This window comes from Escherichia sp. AM3, assembly GCF_032029835.1.
In the GTDB taxonomy this organism is placed as follows: Bacteria; Pseudomonadota; Gammaproteobacteria; order Enterobacterales; family Enterobacteriaceae; genus Escherichia; species Escherichia coli.
This window is the reverse complement of record NZ_JAVUPQ010000597.1, coordinates 1-422: the sequence shown is the minus strand read 5'-3', so window position 1 is coordinate 422 and position 422 is coordinate 1. Positions and strand designations below refer to the sequence as shown.

The 422-nt window shown below is 54.0% G+C and carries 1 pseudogene; it reads right to left on the bottom strand.

Annotated elements, in window-relative coordinates:
• Positions 1-422: pseudogene (locus RTW80_RS27440) on the bottom strand (relaxase NikB); the annotation flags it as partial.

Genomic DNA, 422 nt, shown 5'->3' with positions numbered 1-422 from the left:
GCTGTATCCCCACAGACTTTCTTTGTCAGAAAACAGTTCGCGTTTGATAGCCCCCTGCGGCCCCGTACCTGTACGCATACGGTGCCATTCTTTATCGGTCGCAGGACAGCTCTCCATACGACGACCACGGAAGCGTTCTGTTGGCGTAACCTGGCGGAAAATATCTGTTGGTACAGGCTGCCAGCCACCATCGAGTTGATTCACATTGTCGAGCGTCAGCAGTGACCATACGCTGTCAGCACGAACGGGAGTCTGGTTATGATCATAACCGTCACAGATAACCAGGTGACCATGCTGAACACGCATCCATAATCCCGCTTCAGCCAGTGTGCGGTGAATAGCCTGGCAGTTTTCCAGCCGTCCTTCCCGTGCCATTTCCGGCAGACGTTCTCCAAGATGACGACAGGCATACTGCTGCAGAC